This is a genomic window from Acidovorax sp. 35-64-16, assembly GCF_002281195.1.
Lineage (GTDB): Bacteria > Pseudomonadota > Gammaproteobacteria > Burkholderiales > Burkholderiaceae_C > Acidovorax > Acidovorax defluvii.
Genome location: NZ_NCFM01000068.1, coordinates 1 through 8,934 on the forward strand (window position 1 = coordinate 1; position 8,934 = coordinate 8,934).

4 protein-coding genes are annotated in these 8,934 nt (G+C 64.8%); 2 read left to right on the forward strand and 2 right to left on the reverse strand.

Annotation, left to right across the window (positions count from 1 at the left end; genetic code table 11):
- Positions 1-494 precede the first annotated feature (494 nt).
- Positions 495-812, forward strand: a complete 318-nt coding sequence (locus B7Y64_RS18765) for a single-stranded DNA-binding protein (protein ID WP_291327195.1) — start codon at positions 495-497, stop codon at positions 810-812.
- A 75-nt stretch (positions 813-887) separates the two neighbouring features.
- Here B7Y64_RS18765 and B7Y64_RS18770 read toward each other — a convergent pair whose 3' ends face one another.
- Both B7Y64_RS18770 and map read right to left on the reverse strand, forming a co-directional pair.
- Entirely contained in the window at positions 888-3,479 is a 2,592-nt protein-coding gene (locus tag B7Y64_RS18770; RefSeq protein ID WP_291327197.1) for a [protein-PII] uridylyltransferase, read from the reverse strand.
- Between the two features lie 91 nt (positions 3,480-3,570).
- Entirely contained in the window at positions 3,571-4,386 is an 816-nt protein-coding gene (map, locus tag B7Y64_RS18775; RefSeq protein ID WP_024814892.1) for a type I methionyl aminopeptidase, read from the reverse strand.
- A gap of 203 nt (positions 4,387-4,589) precedes the next feature.
- Between map and purL the strand changes: the two genes are divergently transcribed.
- Positions 4,590-8,609 carry a phosphoribosylformylglycinamidine synthase gene (gene purL / locus B7Y64_RS18780; protein ID WP_291327199.1) on the forward strand — a complete coding sequence of 1,340 codons (4,020 nt, stop codon included), beginning with the start codon at positions 4,590-4,592 and terminating at the stop codon, positions 8,607-8,609.
- The last annotated feature ends 325 nt before the right edge of the window (positions 8,610-8,934 follow it).

An 8,934-nucleotide genomic window follows, 5' to 3' on the forward strand; every position in this document is an offset into this window, starting at 1 on the left:
GAAATATTAAATAATCTTGAGTGTATTACTGCGGAATGCCAGGCGATTTGCTCCCGGCGATTGAACCCAGGATTGGTGGCCGTTTTCAGTGTGGCTGTGGCCAGACCCGATGAGCAATGGCTACCGGGCAGGCGTTTGGGAAGCGGGCGTGGCTCTTTACCGGTTCGCCAGCTGGACGCTGCGCCCCTCCGACCCGACAAAAGTGGGCTTGGATGGGGGCAAAAGAGAGCGAAGATCTGTGACAGAATCCGCGTTGGGGCGGGTTTCGGGCTGATTTTCCGGAATCGTTGCCGCAAGCCTGCGACCACTTCAAAAATCCTGTTTCAACGCATTGCCTTGGGTGTGTGCGCAGTTGGAGCCCCGCCGCGCCTGCCATGGTTGGCAAGTGGATGGCAAACTACCCAAAGTCCCTGGCCAATTGGCTTTGGGCTTTTTTACACGCGTTCAGGGTCAACCTGCCTGGCACCGTTCTTATTCCCCCAATTGGAAATTTCATGATCAGTGGACTTGTTGCCGGAAAGCTTTTTGGGCCGGCGGAACAGCGCATCGACAAGGCAGGCAAGCCCTTTACCGTGGCCAAGGTGCTGGCCGCCAGTGGCGATGGCGAAACGCTGATCGTGAATGTGATCGGTTTTGAGCCCGCTGTGTGCTCGGCCCTGCAGGCGCTGGGAGAGGGCGAACCCATTGCCCTGGCCGGTGGGCTTACGCCACGGGTCTGGACAGACAAGCAGGGCAACACCCGGCCTGCTCTGGACATGGTGGCGCACCGTGTGCTGACCGCTTACGACGCCAGCGACAGCCACCCGGCGTGATCGCCTGGAGATGCCTGGGCCCACCCGCCAACACTGCGTCGGCGGGCGGACACCCGGGCACACATTCAGACTCGCTCAGGCCGAGAGCGCCTGCAGCAACTCGGTCTCGATCTCGATCTGCCGCGCGTTGCTTTGCAGCTCGGGTCCCTGGATCAGAAAGGTGTCTTCGACACGTTCGCCCAGCGTACTCACCTTGGCCAGTTGCACGCTGAGCTGGTGGCGTGCCAGCACGCGCGCCACCAGATAAAGCAAACCGGCGCGGTCGCTGGCCGAGATGCCCAGCAGCCAGCGCTGGGCTTTTTCGTCGGGGCGCAAGGTCACCCTTGGTGCCACCGGAAAGCTCTTGACGCGGCGTGACACGCGCCGCACGGCCGGCTCGGGCAGCGGGCCACCGGTTTCGATGGCGCGCATCAGGTCGCTTTCGACCATGTGCGTGAGTTCGCGGTAATGGCCTGGCTGGGCAGAGGCCACCACCTGGAAGGTGTCGAGCGCATGGCCGTTGTTGGCCGTGTGCACGCGCGCATCCAGAATGCTGAAGCCGGCACGGTCAAAGTAGCTGCAGATGCGGGCAAACAGGTCTGCCTGATCGGGCGCGTAAACCATCACCTGCAATCCCTCGCCCGCGAGCGACTGGCGCGCGCGCACCACGGGCTGGGGTGCACCGACATGGCGAGAGAGGTGGCGGGTGTGCCATGCAATGTCGGCCGCCTCGTGGCGCATGAAGTAGCTCACATCCAGCGTTGCCCACAGCGCCTTGTGCGCCTCGAAGGGCAGGGCGTTGAGTGCCAGCAACACCAGCGCCTCGCGCTTGCGGGCCTCGATCTCGGCGGCTGCGTCGGGGGCCCGGCCACCCAGCGTGCGCAGGGTGGCGCGGTACAGGTCTTCCAGCAGCTTGCCTTTCCAGGCGTTCCAGACCTTGGGGCTGGTGCCACGGATGTCTGCCACAGTGAGCAGGTACATGGCCGTGAGGTTGCGCTCATTGCCGACACGTTGGGCAAAGGCGGCAATCACGTCCGGATCACTCAGGTCCTGCTTTTGCGCCACCGTGCTCATGGTGAGGTGCTCGCGTACCAGGAACTCGATGAGCCGGGCGTCTTCGCGGTCCACGCCATGCTGTCGGCAAAAGCGCCGCACTTCCATGGCGCCGATCTGCGAATGGTCGCCGCCGCGGCCCTTGCCGATGTCGTGGAAAAGGGCCGCCACATAAAGAATCCATGGTTTGTCCCAGCCAGCGGCAAGCTGCGAGCAAAACGGGTACTCGTGCGTGTGCTCGGCCATGAAGAAGCGGCGCATGTTGCGCAACACCATCAGGATGTGCTGGTCCACCGTGTATACATGGAACAGGTCGTGCTGCATCTGCCCCACGATGCCGCGAAACGCCCACAGATAGCGCCCCAGCACCGAGGTCTGGTTCATCAGCCGCATGGCATGCGTGATGCCCGAGGGTTGCTGCAGGATGCGCATGAAGGCGGCGCGGTTGACCGGGTCGCGCCGGAAGGCGCCATCCATCACGCCGCGCGCGTTGTAGAGCGCACGCAGAGTGCGGGCTGAAAGATCCTTGAGCCCGGAAGTCGTCTGGTGCAGCAAGAAGGTTTCCAGAATCGCGTGTGGATCGCGCTCGTACAGGTCATCGCTGGCCACCTCGATGAGCCCGGCTTTCTCGAAAAAGCGCGCGTTGATGGGGCGCGGCGCGTGGGTCGAGGGGTTCAGGCGCTCTTCGATGTTGAGCAGCAGGATCTGGCTGAGTTGCGACACGGCCTTGGCTGCCCAGTAATAGCGCCGCATCAGGGCTTCGCTGGCGCGCAGGGCTAAGCGCGTGCCATCGGGCGCTTGTGACCGGTAGCCAAACGATTCGGCCACCGCGGTCTGCAAGTCAAACACCAGCCGGTCCTCGTGGCGCCCGGCAATGGCATGCAGGCGGGAGCGCACCAGGCACAGCAGGGCCTCGTTGCGCTCGATCTGGCGCACTTCAAACGCCGTGGCCATGCCGCTGGCGGCCAGTTCTTTCCAGTTGCGGCCCAGGCCGGCAGCGCGCGCCACCCACAGAATCATCTGCAGGTCACGCAGGCCCCCGGGTGACTCCTTGCAGTTGGGCTCCAGCGCGTAGGGCGTGTTTTCGTATTTGGTGTGCCGCTGGCGCATTTCGAGGGTTTTGGCCACCAGAAATGCCTGCGGGTTCAGTTGCGCGCTGTATTGCTGCTGGAACTGTGCAAACAGTGCCCCATTGCCGCAAATCAGGCGGGCCTCCAGCAGCGAGGTCTGCACCGTCACATCCTGGGCCGATTCGGCCAGGCACTCCGCCACGGTGCGCACACTGGAGCCGATTTCCAGGCCCGCATCCCAGCAGCTGCCAATAAAGCTCTCCAGCTGGGCGCGCAACTCGCACCCTGAGTCGGTCGTGCAACCTTCAGGCAGCAGCAGCAGCACATCGACGTCGGAATAAGGAAACAGCTGGTCGCGCCCAAAGCCGCCCACGGCCACCAGGGCCAGATCGGCTGGGAGCTGGGCGCGCTGCCACAGGGCTTGCAGCAACCCGCCCGCCAGGGTGGAGAGCTTGCGCAGCATCAAGCGGATGCCACGGGTGGAAGCGCCGGTGGCCTGCATGGTGGCCAGCAGGGTCGCCTTGTCGTGGCGGTAGGCGTTCCGCAGGGCGTGAATTTCGGTCATGGGCAAGGGCGATGAAGAAAGCGGTGGGCCATGACCTGCGCAAGCAAAAGTCGTGCTTGCAGGCGCTGCGCCTCAGATCGTGAACATGGATTCAGGTGGTGGTGGCTGTCACAAACGACGGCAGCGGGGGCGAGCCGGCCGAAAGCGTCATCACCTCATAGCCTGTTTCGGTGACCAGCACCGTGTGCTCCCACTGTGCCGACAGGCTGCGGTCCTTGGTGACGATGGTCCAGCCGTCGTTGCCAAACTCCTTGATCTCGCGCCGCCCGGCGTTGATCATGGGCTCGATGGTGAACACCATGCCGGGCTTGAGCTCTTCGAGCGTGCCGGGGCGGCCATAGTGCAGCACCTGGGGTTCTTCGTGGAATACCTTGCCAATGCCGTGGCCGCAGAACTCGCGCACCACCGAAAAGCCGTGCCCTTCGGTGAATTTCTGGATGGCGTGTCCGATGTCGCCCAGGTGCGCGCCGGGGCGCACCTGCTGGATACCCAGCCACATGGCGTCATAAGTAATGGCGGACAGGCGCTTGGCGGCAATCGAGCACTCGCCAATCAGGTACATGCGGCTGTTGTCGCCATACCAGCCATCCTTGGTGATGACGGTGACGTCCACGTTGACGATGTCGCCCTTCTTGAGCGGCTTGTCGTTGGGGATGCCGTGGCACACCACATGGTTGACCGAGGTGCACAGCGAGCCCGGATAAGGCGGATAGCCCGGTGGCTGGTAGCCCACGGTGGCAGAAATGGTGCCTTGGGCGGCCATGCATTCGGCGCCCAGGCGGTCGATTTCGAGCGTGGTGATGCCGGGCTTGATGTGCGGTGCGATGTAGTCCAGCACTTCAGAAGCGAGTCGGCAGGCGAGGCGCATGCCGGCGATGTCCTCTGCGGTTTTGATGGTGATACTCATGCCGCAATTATCCCATCGCCCCTCAAGCCTTGCCGGGCAAGGGCATGGCGGTGCGTGATGCCCGGTAAAATGGCGGGCTGCGCTTGCAGCACCCCTTGTGTCATTGGACCGGGGAGCGGCCGCCCCCGTGGGGCTGCCCACCCCGGTGACGCAGGAGGCCCGGCGCGCCTTACCCTCTCTCTCATCCCGAACAGGCCGCTACCGTGACCTTGCACATGACCACGCTGGCGGGCGGCAACGCCCTCAGCACCTTTCGCGCCCAGCAACTGCAGCCCGCCCTTGAGGCCATTCACCCCAGGATCAGTGGCATTGCGGCACGCTTTGTGCACCTGGTGGCCACCGACGCCGCGCCCACGCCGCCCGAGCTTGAGCGCCTGGCCGCCTTGCTGACCTACGGCGACCCGTATGCGGGCCCTGGCGACGGCACCGTCCTCATCGTCACGCCGCGTCTGGGCACGCTGTCGCCCTGGGCTTCCAAGGCCACCGACATTGCGCGCAACTGCGGTCTGGCCATTCGCCGGGTCGAGCGCACCACCGAATACCGCATCAGCCTCAAGGCCGGTCTGCTGGGCAAGGCGCCCGAGCTGACCGCCGAGCAGCTGGGTCAGGTAGCGGCCTTGCTGCACGACCGCATGACCGAATCGGTGGTGGCCGACCGCGCTGCCGCTGCCGCGCTGTTCACCGAGCTGCAGCCCGCGCCCATGGAGCATGTCGATGTGCTGACCGGTGGCCCAGAACAAGGCAGGAAGGCCCTGGAGGCCGCCAACACCCGCTTTGGCCTGGCGCTGGCCGACGATGAAATTGACTACCTCGTGGCCGCCTTCACGGGCCTGGCGCGCAACCCCACCGATGTGGAGTTGATGATGTTTGCCCAGGCCAACAGCGAGCATTGCCGCCACAAGATCTTCAATGCCCAGTTCACCATCGACGGTGTTGCGCAAGACAAGAGCCTGTTCGGCATGATCCGCCACACGCACCAGCTGGCGCCGCAGCACACCGTGGTGGCATATTCGGACAACGCGTCGGTCATGGAAGGCCACCAAGTCGAGCGATTTGTGGCAAAAATGGCCTCTGGCGCTTATGTAATAAGCGCGAGTAGCTATGAAAAGAGTAGTGCAACCCACCATGTGCTGATGAAGGTGGAAACACACAACCACCCCACGGCGATCTCACCGTTTCCCGGCGCATCCACTGGCGCGGGCGGCGAAATCCGTGACGAAGGCGCCACCGGGCGCGGCTCCAAGCCCAAGGCGGGCATGACGGGGTTCACGGTGTCCAGGCTCTGGGGCAGCACGCTGGGCAAGCCCGAGCACATCGCCAGCCCCTTGCAGATCATGGTGGAAGGCCCGCTGGGCGGGGCTGCGTTCAACAACGAGTTCGGCCGGCCCAACCTGCTGGGCTACTTCCGCGAGTACGAGCAGACCGTGGCCGGCGTGGACCGTGGCTACCACAAGCCCATCATGATCGCGGGCGGCCTGGGCGTCATCGACGCCCAGCTCACCCAAAAAATCGAATTCCCCGCAGGCTCGCTGCTGATTCAACTGGGCGGCCCGGGCATGCGCATTGGTATGGGCGGCAGTGCGGCCAGCTCCATGGCCACGGGCACCAACGCGGCCGAGCTCGACTTTGACTCGGTGCAGCGTGGCAACCCCGAGATCGAGCGCCGTGCGCAAGAGGTTATCAACCATTGCTGGGCGCAGGGCGCGGCCAATCCCATCCTGGCCATTCACGACGTGGGTGCGGGCGGTTTGAGCAACGCCTTCCCCGAGCTGACCAACGACGCAGGCCGTGGCGCGCGCTTTGACCTGCGCGCCGTGCAGCTCGAAGAATCGGGCATGGCGCCCAAGGAAATCTGGTCCAACGAGTCGCAAGAGCGTTACGTGCTGGCCATTGCGCCCGAGTCGCTGCCCCTGTTCCAGGCCTTCTGCGAGCGTGAGCGCTGCCCGTTTGCCGTGATCGGCACGGCCACCGAAGAGCGCCAGCTGGTGCTGCACGACCCCGCTGCGACGGCCGAAGACCAGAAGCTGCCCGTGGACATGCCCATGAACGTGCTGCTGGGCAAGCCGCCCAAGATGCACCGCGATGTGAAGACGGTGACGCGTGAATTCGCACCGATGGACCTGACCGGCGTGCCGCTGCAAAAGGCCGTGATCGACGTGCTGGCCCACCCCACGGTGGCATCGAAGCGTTTCCTCATCACCATTGGCGACCGCACCGTGGGCGGCATGAGCCACCGCGACCAGATGGTGGGCCCGTGGCAGGTGCCCGTGGCCGATTGCGCCGTGACGCTGGCCGATTACAAGGGTTTTGCGGGCGAGGCCATGAGCATGGGCGAACGCACGCCGCTGGCGGCCATCAACGCCCCGGCATCGGGCCGCATGGCGGTGGCCGAGGCCATCACCAATCTGCTGGCTGCACCCATCGAGCTGCCGCGGGTCAAGCTGTCCGCCAACTGGATGGCCGCTTGCGGCGAGCCCGGCGAGGATGCCGACCTGTACGCCACCGTGAAGGCCGTGGGCATGGAGCTGTGCCCCGCGCTGGGCATCTCGATTCCCGTGGGCAAGGACAGCCTGTCCATGCGCACGCAATGGCAGGATGGCGGCGACAAGAAAAAGGTCACCTCTCCCGTGAGCCTGATCGTGAGCGCCTTTGCCTCGCTGGCCGATGTGCGTGGCACGCTCACCCCCCAGCTCAACGCCACCGAAGACGACACCACGCTGGTGCTGGTGGACCTGGGCAAGGGCCAAAGCCGCATGGGCGGCAGCATTCTGGGCCAGACGCTGGACCAAAGCGGCGATGTGGTGCCCGATGTGGACGACCCCCAGGACCTGGTGAACCTCGTCAACGCCGTCAACGCGCTGCGCGCCAAGGGCCAGATCCTGGCCTACCACGACCGCAGCGATGGTGGCCTGCTGGCCGCCGTGGCCGAAATGGCCTTTGCCGGCCATGTGGGCGTGGCCCTGAACGTGGACATGCTCGTGACCGAGGGCGACGGCATCAGCGACAGCCGCATGGAAACCGGCGACGCCAAGAACTGGGCGCAGCAGGTGAGTGCGCGACGCGAAGAGCTCACGCTCAAGGCCTTGTTCAATGAAGAACTGGGCGTGGTGCTGCAGGTGCGCACGGCAGAACGCAACGAGGTGATGCAGACGCTGCGCGAGCATGGCCTGTCGAAGTTCAGCCATTTCATTGGCAAGACGCGCCCGGCATCGTCCAGCATCAATGCGGGCAAGGGCGAGCTGCAGGTCTGGCGCGATGCCAAGGCCGTGTTCAGCGCGCCACTGGCCGATCTGCACCAGGTGTGGGATGCCGTGAGCTGGAAGATCTGCCAGCAGCGTGACAACCCCGCCAACGCCGATGCCGAGCACGCCACAGCGGGCGAGCCCACCGACCCCGGCATGCAGGTGCACCTCACGTTCGATGCGTCGGACGACGTGGCGGCACCGTTCCTGAACCTCTCGCGCCCCAAAGTGGCTATCTTGCGCGAGCAGGGCGTGAACTCGCATGTGGAAATGGCCTACGCCTTCACGGAAGCGGGCTTTGAGGCGTTCGACGTGCACATGACCGACCTGCAGACCGGCCGCGTGAAACTCGAAGACTTCCAGGGCGTGGTGGCGTGTGGTGGCTTCAGCTACGGCGACACGCTGGGCGCTGGCATTGGCTGGGCGCGCAGCATTACCTTCAACCCCGTGCTGGCAGCGCAATTCCAGGGCTTCTTTGGTCGCACCGACACCTTTGGCCTGGGCGTGTGCAACGGCTGCCAGATGTTTGCCGAGCTGGCCGACATCATCCCCGGCGCGCAAGACTGGCCGCGCTTCACCACCAACCAGAGCGAGCGCTTTGAGGCCCGCCTGTCGATGGTGGAAGTGCTCGAATCGCCCAGCCTGTTCCTGCAAGGCATGGCCGGCAGCCGCCTGCCGATTGCCGTGGCGCATGGTGAGGGCTATGCCAACTTCAAATACCGCGGCAACGCGGCGCAGGCCATTGCGGCCATGCGTTTTGTGGACAACCATGGCGCGGCCACCGAGCAGTATCCGTTCAACCCCAACGGCAGCGCGGGCGGTCTGACGGCCGTGACCACGGCCGATGGGCGCTTTACGGCCATGATGCCGCACCCCGAGCGCGTGTTCCGCAACGTGCAGATGAGCTGGACCAGTGGTGACATCGGTGCGCTGAGCCCCTGGATGCGCATCTGGCGCAACGCCCGCAAGTGGGTGGGATGATGGTTTTCTGACCGGGCGGCTTGCGCGGTCAGTGCCATGCAAAAAGGCTGGGCCCTCGTGGCTTGGCCTTTTTGCTTTTGGGGCGCTCCAACCCTGCATTGCAGTGATCCCTTGCGCTGTGCACTACCCGCAGCCCATGCGACCGGCGCTGCGCAAACCAGGGACGCCGAGCAAGGGCCGCCCCGCAGCGAGGGCGTCGTCCCCCTTCAGGGGGAAGGCGCCGAAGGCGACTTGTATCTTCCTTTCGACCATCGCGGTAAAGTTTGACGGCCTTTAAGGCAGCCAGACCGGTCCGTGCAGTTTGGTAGCGACTGGGGTTTTCAAG